Origin of the sequence: Hominenteromicrobium sp., from assembly GCF_046974225.1 — a bacterium.
GTDB classification, from domain to species: Bacteria; Bacillota; Clostridia; order Oscillospirales; family Acutalibacteraceae; genus Hominenteromicrobium; species Hominenteromicrobium mulieris.
On record NZ_JBKWAE010000009.1, the window covers coordinates 89,804 to 104,271 of the forward strand.

Consider the following 14,468-nt stretch of genomic DNA (forward strand, 5'->3'; position numbering starts at 1 on the left):
ACAAGGAGGCTTCGATATGAAAACAAATTTTGAAAATATAGGCGGTAGTTATTCGCAACAAGGCGATTATCTTTTGCCAACTCTTACGCTACCTGATGAAAACCAAAGGCAAATCAGTGTGTGGGCAATGAGGCACAGACGCTATTTGAAATCAAGTCATCGAGTGCTTTATTACAATCTTCTTACATCGGGTAAGCTTTACAATTACCTTGCCGATGTTGAGTTTCAGGCAGAGAATTTGTTTGAACAGACAATAAAATCACTTGCTGAGCAGGAACAAGTTACGGAAAAACTCAAAGCCGAAAATATGATGTTGTGGGTGCAAAAGATGAATAATATTCGCAACAGAGCAACAGAAATCGTTAATGAACAAGTGATTTATAAATGAGAAAAAGGCACAACTTACGGAGAAAATTTTCGTATGTTGTGCCTTGATTTTTTTGTAAAATTGAATGTACAATCTTAGCGAGCAGACCATTTGGTTATCCAAACGGTAATTTTCTCATTAGGGACACCCTAAGACCCGCTTTTTGTATTCGACTTTAATATTGAAAAAACAAAGTGGCTCAATGTTGCAAAGGAAAACATTATTGACATATAGTCAAAGAGATAAAGCAGTAGGTGCTCGTTATCGCCAAGGAGAAAAAACTGATTTTTCAGGAACAGGTAAGATGCTATATCCCGTTTGAAAAATGCGTAAATTCCGTATGCAAAAATGAGTATGAATAATATTTTGAAAACAGTCTTCACTTTTGGTGAGAGTTGCTTTTTCTTTTTTATCATTAGCAAAATCATATTGAAATGAAGTCCGAGGTGGAGCGACATAAATATAAAGCCCCAATATGCAGAAAGCATATGGATTCTGTTCGCTGCATAGGTTGATTTTATATTCAAAAATGCAAACAGATGCCTTGAAACAATTACTCCGCTGACGATTGAGCCGACAAATGACATAAGCACAAGCAAAACAAGAATATTTTGAAAAATTCTTATAGGTGTTTGCCTGCCTTTCGTTAAATGCTTTGCCCAATTTATATTGAGTGCGTGATGAACAACAAAAAGCACAAACATAGCAACGCCGACTACCTCGTGTGCAGTTGAGCCTAAAAGCTCGTAGGACATCAAAAGAAGCAGAGCAAATGTCATTAAAATATCAATTATCGGTTTTAGCTTTAATTTTATTTTTGAATTCATACGGTTTTGTTTAAGTCTTCAGCCTCTTTGCTATTCGTTGCCATTCCCATATATTCCATACCGTAAAGAGAGGCAAAGCGTTTCATCGTGTATTCGCCTGCGTCAAGCATCCACTTTTCGGGTGCCGCACCTTGGAATACAAAATAAAGCTTTCTGCCTAAGAGCTCGCTCTCGTCAACCTTGCCGTAAAAACGGTCTAAAACATTACGAACAGAGCCGCAAATATTGTGCCAATAAAGCGGAGAACCGATAACGATTGTGTCAGCCTCTTTCATTTTTTTAATCACTTTGTCAAGTCCGTCATAAGGTAAAGTTTGACCGTATGAGCCGATTGTGAAGTTAGTTAAATTAAGTGTTTCGTATTCCTTGCCGCTCAAAAGAATTGAGGCAAGATTAGCAGTATTTCCGTTTTCGTTCGGACTGCCGTTAATAAAAAGAATTTTCATAATATTACCTCTCTTAATAATTTAATGTTCGCCGAAAAGCCAAGACATAATGGTATCCCCGTAACAGTAACCGCCAAAAGCACAACTGTAAATTTGCGGATTTTATTTAAGGTCAAGACCGTTTACCCAAGATTCGACCTTGCTTGATGAGGCACCTGAAGAAAATCTTTCGCCGTCCTGCCAGTTGCCTGTGCCTGCCATATCGGCTAAAAGGTCACCACTCTGACCTAAGCCTGATGATGTTGATGTGCAAAACGGAATAACGGTTTTACCACTGAAATCATTGCCCTTAACAAAATTGTTTACAGGCCAAGCAGCAATGCCCCACCAAATCGGATAGCCGATAAATACTGTATCATAATCTGCCCAATTATCAGGCGTAGTCTTTGTAAGTGGTACATCACGCTTGCTTTCGTCGTTGTACTCAACACTTACACGGCTGTTGTCATTAGTCCAGTTAAGGTCATCGCTTGTGTAAGGGTCAACAGGTGTAATCTCAAACAAATCTGCTCCGGAAGTGTCGGCTATAGTTTCTGCAACAGCTTTTGTGCTGCCTGTTGCAGAATAATAAACAACTAATATTTTTGAACTTGTATTAGAATTTTGGGTATTTTCATCGATAGATTTTGAAGTATCTGCCGTTTGTGAAGTGCTTGAGGTTGTATTTGAATTGTCGCTCGAATTATTAGAGCAAGCTACGAACGAAAACACAAGCACAAGTGCCAAAAGAATTGAGGTTAATTTTTTCATAATCTTAATCTCCTTTAGTTTAATTATTTTTGTTCGTCAACAGGCGGTATCATCTCGACATACTTTTTAAGCATTTCCGGTGTTGAGGTATAATATCTTACACCCTTATCAAGTAATGATATTTTTGCCATTTCTTCATCAGTAAGTGAAAAATCAAAAATATCAAAATTAGCCTTGATATGGTCGCTGTTCTTTGAACCCGGGATAATAATGTTGCCCTCCTGAATATGCCAACGAAGAATGATTTGAGCTGTCGACTTATCATATTTTTCCGCAAGGCTCTTAAAGAGTGGCTCATTGAGAAGCGCATTATCACCGTGACCCAGCGGATACCAAGCCTGAATTTTAATATCCTCGTGAGAAAGGAATTTTTTAAGTTCCTTTTCCTGATAATACGGGTGCACCTCGGTTTGAAGAACAGACGGCTTAACCTCGCAGATATTTAGGATTTCGCAAATCTGCTCTTCGTTAAAGTTTGAAAGACCGATTGCACGAACCTTGCCTTCCTTGTATGCTTTTTCCATTTGCTTATATCCTGCAATGTAGTTTCCGGCAGGCTGATGAATTAAAAGCAAATCAATATAATCTGTTTGAAGTCTTTCGAGAGTTTTGTCTACTGCATCGTCCTGCTCATAAAATGACGGCCAAAGCTTTGTTTCAAGAAAAATATTTTTTCGGTCAATGCCTGCGTTTTTCATTGCTCTGCCTACTGCTTTTTCGTTGCAATAAGCATTTGCCGTATCAATAAGCTGACATCCGTTTTTGAGAGCGTAGGTTGCAGATGCTTCTGCCTCGTCAGGGGACAGCAAAAATGTTCCTATGCCTGCCATTGGCATTTCTACGCCATTGTTTAAATTTATAAATTTCATACTGATTACTCCTTTTCTGTTTGAAAATCTAATATCTAAAATTAGTTTTAGATTAAATAGTTATTTGCATTCTTCAAAAATTTGAAGAATTTCTTCGTGTGTCATCTTTTTGTATGCACCCGGTACAATGCCGCATGAGTCTGCAATTTCTTTAAGGTTGATATTTTCATCAATTCCAAGTTCCTTAAAGGTTGTCGGCATACCGATTTCCTTAATAAAATCTGCCAGGGCCTCAACACCTGCTTTTGCAAGTTCTTCATCTGTTTTGCCGTCCTTTGAAATGCCCCAAACATTAACTGCAAACTGAGCAAATTTCTTTTCGCCTGCCTTGCAAATATGTCTGTAATAAACAGGATGAAGAACGGCAAGACCTGCACCGTGGTTACAGTTAGTGTATGCGCCGAGCTGGTGCTCCATTTGGTGGCACTCAAAATCCGTCTTTTTGCCAAGTTTGATGATACGGTTTTCTGCCATTGTTGCGTCCCACATCAGGTTACTTCTTGCTGTGTAGTCCTCGGGATTTTTGATAGCGGCACGCAAATTGGTGATAACATTTTTCATAAGAGCCTCGGATATATCGTCCGATACATTGCTTTCATTCGGCTCGCTGAAATAGATTTCCATAATGTGTGAAAGAGTATCAAAAGCACCCGATACCATTTGGAATTTAGGCACGCTGTAAGTATATGTCGGATCAAGCATGACAAATTTTGCGTTAAGCTGAGGATAGTCTTTGCCTGTTTTGATTTTAAGTTCTTCGTTTGTGATTACGGCACCGCCGTTACATTCACTGCCCGTGCCTGAAACAGTGACGATAATACCGAGCGGCAACGGTTCAAAATCAATCACACCCGGTCTTGCCCAAAAGTCAGCCCAAATGTCGCCGTCATATTTTGCACCGAGTGAAATTGCCTTACAGCAGTCCATAACACTTCCGCCGCCTACTGCAAGAATCAAATCGGCGTTGTTTTCTTTAGCAAGCTTAACCCCCTCAAGCACCTTGCTGTAAGTCGGGTTTGACGGAATACCGCTAAACTCAACAACTGCCTTGTTTTCTTTTTTGAGTACGGTTATAACCTCGTCATAAATGCCATTTTTCTTAATCGAGCCACCGCCGTAGCAGAGCATAACCGTGTTGCCGTAAGCTGAAAGAATATTTGAAAGATATTCTTTTACACAGCCTTCGCCGAAATATACTTTTGAGGAATTTTCAAAAATAAAATTATTCATGGCTTTTTCTCCTATCCTGAAAATTTGATTTTATTATTTCATCGAGTGATACATTTTCATTCCTGTATCGCTCGTTTTTGTTTTTCTCGTGCTTAAAGATAATTGCTTTTTGAGGGCAAGCGTGAACGCAGGCAAGGCAGTATTCGCATTTTTTGCTTCGCCTTTGTGCGTAATCCGTCAGCACAATTATATTGCCTGTCGGGCAAACCTTTTCGCACACTTTACAGCCGACACATTTATCGGTTATTTTAATCATCTTGCCGTTATTAAATGACGGAATGATTTTATTCAGCGTTGCTACTTGCTTGTGGAGTTTCCTGTCTGCGTCTGTTGCAGAGGGAATGCCTTTTTTCATCAGTCGAATATTCTTGATAATATATGCAATTTGAACATCTGTATCTTTGTCAATTTTCTTTTCTTCTGCCATATCAAAAACAGGCAGGTAATTATCAACGCAGTGAACGGTATCTATATAATCAAAGTTGATACCGAGCGCCTTAAACTCGTTATATGTAAACTCGGGGCAGTCGCTTGCACTGTTGCCATAGGTTAAAATGAGATACATATATTTTGTATCAAACTTCGATTCTTTCAAAAACTCTTTTACCGTATTCGGTATTTCGCCGCAATAAACAGGGCAAACAATACCGATTTGATTGTCTGAATAGATTGACGAATTTTTGATAACCTGCGGTATGCTGACAGGATATTCTTCAATACACTTTGCAACATAAAGGCTGTTGCCCGTTGCGGTGAAATAAAATACCATAATTACTCCCTCTTTTTTATCACTTTCGACCCACCGAAAACAGCGGACATATTTATATTATCAAGCTTATTATCAATCGCTGATACCTCATCGCTCGTTAATATAATATCTGCCGAGCCTGCGTTTTCAATCAGTCTGTCAAGCTTTCTTGTACCCGGAATAGGTACTATATACGGTTTTTTGCACATCATCCACGCAAGCGAAATTTGTGCAGGCGTTGCGTTTTTATCCTTTGCAAGCGTGTTTAACAGCTCAAGCAATTCTTTATTTTGACGAACACCGTCGGCAGTGAACTGTGGCATAACCGTTCTGTAATCCGTGCCTTTTTCAAACTTGGAATTTTCGTTATACTTGCCGCTTAAAAATCCGTTTGCTAGCGGCGAAAATGCAACAAAACCGATATTAAGCTCCTCAAGAACAGGAAACAGCGATTCATAATGCCTTGCCATCATTGAGTAGCGATTTTGTATAGCAGTCAGCGGACAAACCGAATTTGCTTTTCTTATATTTTCCTCGGTCGCTTCGCTCATACCCCAATGCGTTATTTTACCCTCTTTAATCAAATCTGCCATTACTCCTGCTACCTCTTCGATAGGAACATTAGGGTCGAAACGGTGCTGATAGTATAAATCAATATGGTCTGTGTCAAGTCTTTTAAGCGAGCCTTCAACCGATTTTCTGATAACCTCCGGTCTTGAATTCGGTATAAGAGGTGGGTTTGTGGCATTGCTTGTTTTGTCAAATTCAATGCCAAACTTTGTTGCGATAATAACCTTATCACGGTATGGCTTTAACGCTCTGCCTACAAGCTCCTCGTTATCGTGTGGGTTATTTGCAGTACCGTAAACCTCTGCCGTATCAAAAAAGTTATAGCCTAAATCAACAGCCTTTGCGATAAGCTCGCACATTTCATTTTTATCGGCAGGTGAGCCGTAAGCGTGGCTCATTCCCATACATCCGAGACTGACAGCCGATACCTTTAAGTCTTTGCCTAAAATTTTGTAATCCATTATTTCTCCTTAGTGGTGAAAATTTGTAAATGTAATCTGTTCTTTTTCGGGAAGACCGAATTGCTCCTTGCCCAGTGCAATACTCTTTGCCATAAAAGCAATGTTTTTGCCGAGCGTTCTCATAGTCTGCAAGCCCTCTTTGTCCTTCAAAACTTCTTCTGCCTGACCGCCGTAAACCATATTCCAATACTGACTTGTGGCAATCGGCATAGAGCTGATTGAAAAATATTTGTTGAGCACATCGTATGATGCTGTGTTACCACCTCTGCGACAGGTTGTTACTGCTGCGCCAACTTTCATTGTCTTATCAACATTCGCCGTACTGAAAAACAATCTGTCAAGAAATGCGATTGCTCCACCGGCAGGAGATGCGTAATAAACAGGTGCTCCGATAACAAAAGCGTCTGCCTCGTTAAATTTAGGTGCAACCTCGTTTACAATATCATCAAATACGCACTTACCGATTTCCTTACATTTTCTACAAGCGATACAACCGTGCACATCCTTGTGACCTACATGGATAAGCTCAACCTCTATACCTTCTTGCTCCAATGTGTTTTTTAGTTCGGTCAATGCCGTGTAAGTACACCCCTTTGCTCTCGGACTGCCGTTTACAAGCAGTGCTTTTAACTTTTTCATATCTGCCACTCCTTCGTTGCTTTTCTTTTCAACTATATTATAAGAAAAACGAGACCTCGTATGAAGTCTCGTTTTGTTATTCAGTATATACCTTTCGGTTATAACTGTTTATTTAGTTTTAACTATATTCTTAGCCGCATCTAAAACCCGTTGAACATTTTCGCTTGGAGTCATCGAATGTAAAAGACCGTACGGAATGCTGTATTCCCACTCAACAGGAATAACTTTTAGCAAAGGATGAACATTTGCCCAACCCGGTATCGCAAGCAAAACATCGTTCGTGTTTTCGCATCTGTTAAATATGCTCATATTGTAAAAATCGAAATCAACAATATGTATCTGCGTATGATTTTGCCAAATATCGTCACGCAATTGGTCAACATAATTGCTCCAGCCGCGGTGCATAAGCATTAAATTTTCGCCGTATAAATCGCTGATTTGAAGCTTATCCTTTTGTGCAAGCTTGTGGTGAATGGATACGGCACAGCAAAACGGCTCACGGGATAATTGCAAGCCCTCGCATTTTCTGAGTTTAAGCATTGTGTCGTCAAATATTCCGCCGATAATATCAATGTTCTTTCCCAAATTCGCAAGTATTTCTTTTGCGTTTTCGGGTGTGTTCTCAAATGGAACAATTTCAAATTTTATATCCGGGCATTGCTCTTGAATTTTCGGCCACATTTGCATAAGTAATTGAGCAGGAGTTGTAGGCGACGAGCCGATACGAATAATATTTTCGCCCTCGCTCATTGCGTTTTTCGCCCTGACAACACTGTCCTTGCAATAGCCGATAATGTACTTAGCGTCTTGATAAAGCGACTTGCCTGCGTTAGTCAGTATCAACCCACGGTGCGTACGCTCAAACAAAACCAAGTCAAGCGAGCTTTCAAGCAAATTGATTTGCTTAATAACGGCAGTCGGCGTGATATACAATTCATCTGCCGCTTTGTTAAAACTTCCTGCGTCCGCAACCTTTATAAATGTTTCTATCTGTGGATTATACATCATCCCACCACCTACATAACAAAATTAAATCACAATCTGTTGTATATCAAAATGATAAATATTTTTCTTAATTATACTTTAAAACTCTCAAAAAATCAAATTGACTAATAAATATCCGTCTGAACACACAGGCGGCTATTTTAATTTTTTAACTTTTCCATCTTATGGTGGTACAAAACGCTTCCCCCTGTTCAAACAAGTAAAGGGCATAAAAAATTTTTCCAAATAATTTTCATTAAACCGTCAATTTTGGGTGTGCATTTCGTCACCCTTTGTCCAAATGAGTAGAGAGGTAAATATTAAAAAATATAAATTTTTCAAAAACGCCCCCCAAAAAAGCGTTCTCAGTTCTAACAAGTGAAGGGGTAATAAAAAAATATTGGTCAGAGGGTTAATTTTTGCCCGTTTTCGTTGCCTACCAAGTGAGAGGGAAAAATTATTTGCAAATAGGGGGTGCAAAATGCCTCTCCCGGTTCAAACAAGTGAAAGGAGTTTTTACAATGCCGAGATTATCAAAGAAAGCAAAACAAGAATGGGATTTTTTCATAAATCCCAAAACAGGCAGAAGAACATACAACAGCCTTTGTCGTAAATGCAAAAGCAAATGTAAGCAGAGCCATAAGGTAATCGTTGTTTTCTGCCCGAAGTACAAATTCAAAAGAGGTGCAAAAAGCATTAAAAATCGCCGTGAATATGACGACAGCGGTTAATTTGATATAGCGATACTTGTTTTCAATAAAATGTCGATACAAAAGAAAAAATTACCGATTTCGGCACCAAATCAATACAGAAACAGAGGTAACACGGTGAACAGATATTTCAAAACATCGGATGCCAAAAACTTTGCATTCTACAAAGTACCTAAAGCGTTATTTGAAGAAAAGTACAAATCAGTTTCAACAGACGCCAAAATGCTGTACGGACTTTTACTTGACCGAATGTATCTGTCCGTCAAAAACGGTTGGATAGATAATCAAGGCAGAGTATATCAATATTTCACAATAAAATCCGCTCAGGAAAAACTGCATTTCGGTCACGAAAAGATATGCAAGTTATTCTTCGAACTTGAAGTCGCAGATTTGATTATTCGCAAAAGACAAGGTCAGGGGAAGCCGAGCATTATCTATCTGAAACAATTCTGATTTTCGGTTTTCTTGATTTCCGAATAACAGAAGTTAATAAGACTTAGAAGATTAAGACTGTTACCGGCCGAGAAAAGAATATATATGGAGGTTAAAATGATAAAAAACATAAGCATAGATTTGCTTGTTCCTTTTGAAAATCATCCGTTTAAGGAAAGAAGCGGGATTGAGCAACAAGAATTAACAGAAAGCATAAAAGAAAACGGATTGCTTGAACCTATAATAGTTCGTTCTTTTCCGGCTGGTAAATATGAAATTATCAGCGGACACAGACGAGTTGAGGCGTGCAAGGAATTGGGGATAACCGAAGTACCCGCAATAATCGAAGAACTCACAAAAGACGAGGCAATTGTGCAAATGGTGGATTCAAACATACACCGTGAACATATTTTACCGAGTGAAAAAGCCTTTGCATACAAAATGAAATCAGAGGCTTTGAAGCATCAGGGTAAAACTTCGTGCCAACTTGGCACAAAGTTAAGAACAGATGAAAAGATTGCAGAAACCGTCGATGACAGTGCAAGACAAATACAGCGATATATTTGCCTGACATATTTAATCCCCGAATTGCTTAAACTTGTTGATGAGGAAAGGATAGCCTTTACTCCTGCGGTGGAAATTTCATATTTGTCGGAATATGAGCAAAGAACATTGCTTGACCAAATTGAATTTACCGACGCAACACCGTCATTATCACAGGCACAGCGATTAAGAAAATTCAGTAAAGACGGTAACTTTTTCGTCGATACGGTTTTCGCCGTTCTCAATGAAGAAAAGCCAAATCAAAAAGAGCAAGTTAGATTTATGGAAGAGGATATACGCAAATATTTCCCGAAAAGCTACACCAAATCCGATATGCAAAAGACAATAATTTCCCTGCTTGAAAAATGGCAGAAACAAAGAGAAAGAAACAGGAGGGACGAAAGATGACAGATAAAAACAAATCAATATATGCACCGTATTTTGAAAAGAATGATGAACTGTTCTTTATGAAAATAGGCAACACAACTTATGAAGTCAGTACACATTTTAATCCTAACGGCAGAGAAAATGTGCTTCAACAATTTGAAGATTTACTTACAGAATTAAAGATAGCATAAGTTTGCACAATCGACACTGCGGCATTGCAAGTGTACAATACCTATACATTTCAATGCCCTGTTGTCACAGAAAGGAGCAGATAATTTATGGCAACAAACAAAAATATACAAGGACAAGAAGAAAAAATCACCGCTCTGTATTGCCGCTTATCTCAAGACGACAATTTAGAGGGTGAGAGTAATTCAATATCAAATCAAAAGGAAATTCTTATGACTTATGCAAAGAAAAACGGATATTTACATCCGCAATTCTTTGTCGATGACGGTATCAGCGGAACAACATTTAACCGTCCCGGTTTTCAGGAAATGGAAAGCCTTATTGAAGCAGGTAAGGTATCAACCGTAATTGTAAAAGACTTATCCCGTTTTGGCAGAGAGCATTTGCTTTGCGGTCATTATACGGAAATTGTCTATCCGACCTTAGGTGTCAACTTCATAGCCATACAGGAAAATGTTGATACCACGAAAGGCATGGGAACGGAAATGATGCCGTTTCATAACATTTTTAACGAATGGTATGCTGCACAAACTTCAAAGAAAATCCGTGCCGTTAATGAAATGAAAGCCTCAAAGGGTATGAGGATTTCTTCAACAGTGCCTTATGGTTACAAGAAAATTGAAGGTAACAAGGAACAATGGTACATAGATGATCCTGCGGCTGAAATTGTTAGAAAGATATTTAATCTTTGCATTTCGGGTAAAGGTCCGTCGCAAATTGCAAGACAACTTGAAGCCGAAAAAGTGCTTACGCCGACAGCATATTTCAATTCCGTAGGTAAGAAAACAAGCAATCCTATGCCTATTAATATCTATCATTGGAGAGAAAATTCTATTGTTCATATTCTTGAAAACAGACAATATACCGGCTGTACTGTAAACGGCAAAAGTACAACAGTCAGTTATAAAGTGCATAAGAAAATTGAGAAATTACAAGAGGATTATCAGATTATTCCAAACACACAAGAAGCAATCATCAGTGAAAACACTTGGCTGAGAGTGCAAGAACTCAGGAAGAATAAAAGGCGAAATACCGCAACAGGAAGAAGGAGTTTGTTCTCAGGTTTAGTATATTGTGCCGATTGCGGTTCTAAACTTCACTTTTGTGCATCTAAAAGCTTAAAGAAAAATCAAGAGTTTTGGAGGTGTTCTTCCTACAAAGACGGTCGTGGTACTTGCACAATTCACTTTATACGAGATGTTGTACTTGAAGCAATCGTTAAAGAAGCCATATCCGAACTTGCGGATTTTGTTCGTTGCTACAACAGTGCATTTCTTTATCTTATCTCCGAAAAGAAAGGTGCAGAATCTATAAATCGAGAAAAATCTTTGCGAGCCAAAACCGAAAGTGCAAAGCAAAGAATATCCGATTTGGACAAGTTATTCTCAAGAATTTATGAGGATAATATTCTCGGTAAGTTATCCGATGAGCGTTATTCCCGTATGGCAAATGAATACGAAGCTGAGCAAAAGCGACTTATATCAGAGGTTGAGGAAAATGAAAAAGCTCTCATTGAACTTCAAAAGCAAACTGTTGATATGAAAATGCTCTATCAAGGGCTTATGGAATTTACAGAAATGAAACAGCTTACGCCGACCGTTGTCAACAAGCTTATCGAGCGTATTGAAATCCATAATAATGAGAAAAAGCACTCGCATAACAATGTTAAAGTGGATATTTATTTTACCGCAGTCGGATTATTTGACATTCCAACTGAGCAGCAACTTTTGAAAACAATGGAAAGAGTAGAACAGAAAAATGCGGAAAAATCCGCTTAAATAAAGAAAAGGTGTAACCCCCCCTTTATCGGGATTACACCATAATTCCTTAAATACTGCCTTATTAGCCCATGGCTAAGCGGTAAGGATTTTTGATCTGGCGGATAAAGGCGACAATGCGTTCTTCCTTGGGAAGATTTTTGTCTACGGATACTTCCCGGATGTCCACCAGTTCATCCGTGTGGATTTGGGTTTCGTTTGGCGTCGGCTGCATCATGGCGATCTCCTTTCTCGGTTTGGTGGGTTTCCTCAAGGTCACATGAATGCGCTGACGGAAAGGCCGTCAGCGCATGGTATCTGACTTTGAGAGGCGGCTGCGCGGGTAGAATTGGAGCCACATAACATAATGGCGAATACCGGCGCAGCCGCTCTGCTTGTCCATTTGAGAAGATCCATCCTATTTGCCACGCGCCCCGGATAGTGGGCATGATGCAGGCCGCCCTTGGCAGGGCTGTCATAACTCCACGATACCGCTGCCTCAAAGAGCTGGCGCATACCGCAGGGTTCCCCCTCAAGTCTGTGGGAGGGCGTGAGCAAGTTTCATTATCCGCCGCGCTGTCATCGCGCCCGATTTGCCGAATCGGGTCTAAGGCTGCGTAGATCGCTCGGATGGCTTTTCCGGAATCACCTCCTTGAAGCCATCGTCGTGGCGGCGCACCTTATGCCGCTATCACGCGGGTTTTGTGCCTGCATCATGGTCTATTCAGTTTTCAACGTTCAACGAAAGGCTTCGTGGAGAATGTCCCTTCACCTATCGCCGATTTTGGGCCACTTTTGCAAGGTGTTTTTGAAAAACCTCAGAAATATTTTTTGATTTTTCTGATTGCTGCTGTAATGTTGAGAGAAATAGCCTGATGCGACACGCCTTCGACTTTTCCAATCTCGTCAATCGTCATTCCATCCACGAAATACATCCACATCCTGCGGAACTGAGTGTCCGTCAGGTGCTTCCTGATTTGCGTAACCTTTTGGGTGCTACGGCGGATTTCCGCCACCCGGTCATGCGCCTGCTCCATGCAGATATCCGCAGCGGGAATAGATGCTGCTTCCTCGGAAAGCTCGTCCAGTGCAAGGGTATGATTAGCGTAGACATGATCCTCTTTCTCGGAAGCATGATAGTCTGCATCCGACAGGGACTTCCATTTCAGAAATTCTTCCTCGCTGGCAAAGTCCTCGCGGGTCAGGCGGATGATGGCTTCGTTGGCATCCATGTAAACGATAGCGTTGGGGTCTTTCTTGTTCAGCGCATAGCTGCTCTTTCTGTTAAACATAATATGTCCTCCGTTTCGGTGTTGGGTGGGTGGTGAACCAGACCAACACCGGCGGAGAACGACAGCCGACAGGAAAACGTAAAAAGGCGCTCGAACAGGCATGATGACCTGAACGAGCGCCTTGCGTGCGAGTGAAAACATGAGTAACGAATACTGTACCGGGAGGGGCTAAATCACGGATGAACCAAACCGCATAAAAAGAGAGCTGCAACTCGCTTTCGTGAGTGCAGCTCGTCTGGGGGATAGCCGCGTGCTTTTTGAAGTGGACGGCTAATCGGTGCTTATGCTTTTTTACATGACCGCGAGCGGCCTTAGCAGTATCTCCTGTTCATCCGTGACATCATAAAATTACCTCCAACTCGCTGAATGTGATTTGCGGCTCATTCAATGTGAGCTTCATGTGTATTTAAGTGAATTGAGGCTCACTCTACAATGTAGTAGAGGTGATTTACAATGAACTTTCTTGACCTGTTCGCCCAAAAGCTTCGCGAAAAGCGGGAGCAGAAAAAGATCACGCAGCGCGAATTAGCGGAACGGCTTAATATGTGTACCCGAACTGTCATTGAGATTGAAAAGTGCAAGAGCAATCCGAAATTTGAAACGGTTGCGCTGATCTCAGAAGAAATGGACATCAGTCTGGATGGAATCGTGTTCCACGATAGAGCGCCGCAGACCGTTGCCAAGTGCGTTCTTGATTACTTTGCAGGAAAGGGTGAAGAAGAGTCGCAACGGTACATAGACCTGTGCATGAGCGCAGATAAGCTGAAGTGATGTACAGGGGAAAACAAAAGGGCCGATGATTGTCTTTCATGTAGAGCAGCCAGTGGGCTTATATTTTCCCCACTGGCTGCTCTTGTCCGCACAGTTGGAACGACGGGCATTAGTATCCTATTTTTCCTGTTTGTGTGCATCCCGGATCTTTTCAAAGGTGTCCTGACTGATGGCGTGTTCAATCCGGCAAGCATCTCGCTCTGCAATTTCAGGGTCAACGCCAGCTGCGATAAATTGCTCTGTAAAGAACTGATGCCGCTCATAAATTTTTTCGGCAACATTCCGGCCTGTTTCGGTCAAATGCAAAACGTAATCACTATCTACCGTTAAAAAGCCCCCTTCACGCAAAGCCGACACCGCATAGCTTACACTGGCTTTTGAAACTCCAACACGCCGTGCAACATCAATAGAGCGGACAGCACCGTGATTCTTTTGAAGAACCAGCACAGCCTCCAGATAATCCTCCCCGGACGCATGAATCTTCATCGGTTCCTCC

General features: G+C 40.7%; 19 protein-coding genes. 7 read left to right on the top strand and 12 right to left on the bottom strand.

Annotation, left to right across the window (positions count from 1 at the left end; all coding sequences use genetic code 11):
- The first annotated feature begins 16 nt into the window (after positions 1–16).
- A complete protein-coding gene (locus ACLTX1_RS08450) occupies positions 17–388 on the top strand; it encodes a TnpV protein (RefSeq protein WP_215636095.1) in 372 nt (123 codons plus the stop codon).
- Between the two features lie 128 nt (positions 389–516).
- On the opposite strand, the gene ACLTX1_RS08455 is transcribed toward ACLTX1_RS08450, so the two are convergent.
- The 9 genes from ACLTX1_RS08455 to ACLTX1_RS08495 form a co-directional block, all read right to left on the bottom strand.
- Positions 517–1,194: a DUF4405 domain-containing protein gene (locus tag ACLTX1_RS08455; protein ID WP_308803255.1), complete on the bottom strand. Its 678-nt coding sequence runs from the start codon at positions 1,192–1,194 to the stop codon at positions 517–519.
- A complete protein-coding gene (locus ACLTX1_RS08460) occupies positions 1,191–1,640 on the bottom strand; it encodes a flavodoxin family protein (protein WP_412330753.1) in 450 nt (149 codons plus the stop codon). The genes ACLTX1_RS08455 and ACLTX1_RS08460 overlap by 4 nt, the downstream gene beginning before the upstream one ends.
- Positions 1,641–1,742: 102 nt before the next feature.
- Positions 1,743–2,390: a flavodoxin gene (locus ACLTX1_RS08465; RefSeq protein WP_412330754.1), complete on the bottom strand. Its 648-nt coding sequence runs from the start codon at positions 2,388–2,390 to the stop codon at positions 1,743–1,745.
- Positions 2,391–2,413: 23 nt separating this feature from the next.
- On the bottom strand, positions 2,414–3,259 hold the full coding sequence (locus tag ACLTX1_RS08470) for an aldo/keto reductase (RefSeq protein ID WP_412330755.1): 846 nt from the start codon (positions 3,257–3,259) through the stop codon (positions 2,414–2,416).
- 60 nt (positions 3,260–3,319) lie between these two features.
- Complete coding sequence (locus tag ACLTX1_RS08475) at positions 3,320–4,489, bottom strand: iron-containing alcohol dehydrogenase (protein ID WP_412330756.1); 1,170 nt, start codon at positions 4,487–4,489, stop codon at positions 3,320–3,322.
- Positions 4,482–5,258, bottom strand: a complete 777-nt coding sequence (locus ACLTX1_RS08480; RefSeq protein ID WP_412330757.1) for an EFR1 family ferrodoxin — start codon at positions 5,256–5,258, stop codon at positions 4,482–4,484. The genes ACLTX1_RS08475 and ACLTX1_RS08480 overlap by 8 nt, the downstream gene beginning before the upstream one ends.
- Before the next feature lie 2 nt (positions 5,259–5,260).
- Positions 5,261–6,268 carry an aldo/keto reductase gene (locus ACLTX1_RS08485; protein ID WP_412330758.1) on the bottom strand — a complete coding sequence of 336 codons (1,008 nt, stop codon included), beginning with the start codon at positions 6,266–6,268 and terminating at the stop codon, positions 5,261–5,263.
- Between the two features lie 9 nt (positions 6,269–6,277).
- The gene (locus ACLTX1_RS08490) at positions 6,278–6,907 is read right to left on the bottom strand and encodes a flavodoxin family protein (protein ID WP_412330759.1); all 630 of its coding nucleotides are present in this window, start codon (positions 6,905–6,907) and stop codon (positions 6,278–6,280) included.
- Between the two features lie 108 nt (positions 6,908–7,015).
- Positions 7,016–7,912 carry a LysR family transcriptional regulator gene (locus ACLTX1_RS08495; protein ID WP_412330765.1) on the bottom strand — a complete coding sequence of 299 codons (897 nt, stop codon included), beginning with the start codon at positions 7,910–7,912 and terminating at the stop codon, positions 7,016–7,018.
- 500 nt (positions 7,913–8,412) lie between these two features.
- Between ACLTX1_RS08495 and ACLTX1_RS08500 the strand changes: the two genes are divergently transcribed.
- From ACLTX1_RS08500 to ACLTX1_RS08520, 5 genes are all read left to right on the top strand, one after another.
- On the top strand, positions 8,413–8,622 hold the full coding sequence (locus ACLTX1_RS08500) for a hypothetical protein (protein WP_412330760.1): 210 nt from the start codon (positions 8,413–8,415) through the stop codon (positions 8,620–8,622).
- A gap of 96 nt (positions 8,623–8,718) precedes the next feature.
- Positions 8,719–9,054 carry a replication initiator protein A gene (locus tag ACLTX1_RS08505; RefSeq protein WP_242956359.1) on the top strand — a complete coding sequence of 112 codons (336 nt, stop codon included), beginning with the start codon at positions 8,719–8,721 and terminating at the stop codon, positions 9,052–9,054.
- An 84-nt stretch (positions 9,055–9,138) separates the two neighbouring features.
- Positions 9,139–9,984 (top strand): ParB/RepB/Spo0J family partition protein, encoded by an 846-nt coding sequence (locus ACLTX1_RS08510; protein WP_412330761.1) that lies wholly within the window; start codon positions 9,139–9,141, stop codon positions 9,982–9,984.
- On the top strand, positions 9,981–10,154 hold the full coding sequence (locus ACLTX1_RS08515; protein WP_186934972.1) for a transposon-encoded TnpW family protein: 174 nt from the start codon (positions 9,981–9,983) through the stop codon (positions 10,152–10,154). Before ACLTX1_RS08510 ends, ACLTX1_RS08515 begins: the two co-directional genes overlap by 4 nt.
- 87 nt (positions 10,155–10,241) lie before the next feature.
- Positions 10,242–11,930 (top strand): recombinase family protein, encoded by a 1,689-nt coding sequence (locus ACLTX1_RS08520; protein ID WP_412330762.1) that lies wholly within the window; start codon positions 10,242–10,244, stop codon positions 11,928–11,930.
- Positions 11,931–11,994: 64 nt separating this feature from the next.
- On the opposite strand, the gene ACLTX1_RS08525 is transcribed toward ACLTX1_RS08520, so the two are convergent.
- Both ACLTX1_RS08525 and ACLTX1_RS08530 read right to left on the bottom strand, forming a co-directional pair.
- A complete protein-coding gene (locus tag ACLTX1_RS08525) occupies positions 11,995–12,147 on the bottom strand; it encodes a DUF6870 family protein (RefSeq protein WP_412330763.1) in 153 nt (50 codons plus the stop codon).
- Between the two features lie 580 nt (positions 12,148–12,727).
- Entirely contained in the window at positions 12,728–13,201 is a 474-nt protein-coding gene (locus ACLTX1_RS08530) for a sigma-70 family RNA polymerase sigma factor (protein ID WP_138374207.1), read from the bottom strand.
- Between the two features lie 453 nt (positions 13,202–13,654).
- On the opposite strand from ACLTX1_RS08530, the gene ACLTX1_RS08535 reads away from it, so the two are divergent.
- Positions 13,655–13,972 (top strand): helix-turn-helix domain-containing protein, encoded by a 318-nt coding sequence (locus ACLTX1_RS08535; RefSeq protein WP_021633225.1) that lies wholly within the window; start codon positions 13,655–13,657, stop codon positions 13,970–13,972.
- 117 nt (positions 13,973–14,089) lie between these two features.
- On the opposite strand, the gene ACLTX1_RS08540 is transcribed toward ACLTX1_RS08535, so the two are convergent.
- A complete protein-coding gene (locus ACLTX1_RS08540; protein ID WP_055270715.1) occupies positions 14,090–14,458 on the bottom strand; it encodes a metal-dependent transcriptional regulator in 369 nt (122 codons plus the stop codon).
- Positions 14,459–14,468 lie beyond the last annotated feature (10 nt).